Origin of the sequence: Streptomyces sp. NPDC001750 (genome assembly GCF_042892615.1) — a bacterium.
GTDB lineage: Bacteria > Actinomycetota > Actinomycetes > Streptomycetales > Streptomycetaceae > Streptomyces.
On sequence record NZ_JBIAUE010000088.1, the window covers coordinates 1 to 1252 of the forward strand.

General features: G+C 66.6%; 1 protein-coding gene and 1 pseudogene. Both read right to left on the reverse strand.

Annotation, left to right across the window (positions count from 1 at the left end; all coding sequences use genetic code 11):
• Positions 1-395 (reverse strand): annotated as a pseudogene (locus ACFYY6_RS38315) (electron transfer flavoprotein subunit alpha/FixB family protein); the annotation flags it as partial.
• 57 nt (positions 396-452) lie between these two features.
• Positions 453-1238, reverse strand: a complete 786-nt coding sequence (locus ACFYY6_RS38320; protein ID WP_388654008.1) for an electron transfer flavoprotein subunit beta/FixA family protein — start codon at positions 1236-1238, stop codon at positions 453-455.
• Positions 1239-1252 lie beyond the last annotated feature (14 nt).

Consider the following 1252-nt stretch of genomic DNA (forward strand, 5'->3'; position numbering starts at 1 on the left):
AACACCGACTGCACCACCACCACACCCCCCTCCCCGGCCTCCACATCCACCACATCGGTCAGCAGACCCGAACCCGTCCGCAACGCCAGACGCGCCGCGACCTCCTTGCCCTCCGCCGACGACACCACCAGCACCGCCACCGGCGACACCGCCTCACAAGCCGCCACCAGCGCATCCACCTTCGGCACGACCAGGAACTCCCCGTACTCCGGAGCCTCGTCCACCAGCACCCGCACCGCACCGTGCTCACCCAGCACACCCGCCGTCGCACCGGCCCCCGCACCCAACGCCACCGCAACCGGCTCACCCACCCGACGCGCCAGCGTCAGCAACTCCAGCGTGGGCTTGCGAACGACACCGTCCACATGATCGACAAAAACAAGCACTTCAGCCATGGAAATGAACTCCCGCCACGATGAGATTTGAGGAACAGCCACGCACAGCACGGGCCGTCAGATGAACTTCCGGCCCGCCAGGAACTCGGCAACCTGCCGGCCACCCTCACCCTCGTCCGTCACGACCGTGCCCACCGTCCGCGCCGGACGCTCCGCCACGGAAACGACCTGCGTGAACGCACCACCCAGACCCACCTCCCCGGCCTCCACACCCAGATCATCCAGATCCCACGACTCCACCGGCTTCTTCTTCGCCGCCATGATCCCCTTGAACGACGGATACCGCGCCTCACCCGACTGGTCCGTCACCGACACCACCGCCGGCAACGACGCCTCCAGCCACTCCGAGGCCACATCACCATCACGCCGCCCCCGCACCACACCACCCTCCACCGACACCTCCGACAACAACGTCACCTGCGCCACCCCCAACCGCTCCGCCAGCAACGCCGGAACCACACCCCCACCACCATCCGTCGACGCCATACCCGCCACCACCAGATCGAACCCGGCCTTCTCCACCGCCCTCGCCAACACCAACGACGTCCCCATCACATCCGAACCATGCACAGACTCGTCCTCGACATGAACCGCCCGGTCCGCCCCCATCGACAACGCCTTGCGCAACGCATCCCGCGCATCCTCCGGACCCACCGTCAACACCGTCACCTCGGCATCACCGGCACCCTCCGCGACCCGCAACGCCTGCTCCACCGCGTACTCGTCCAACTCCGACAACAGACCATCCACATCCTCACGGTCCACCGTCAGATCATCCGAGAAACGCCGGTCACCCGTCGCATCCGGCACATACTTCACACAGACAACGATCCTCAAGCTCACGCCGGCTCTCCTAC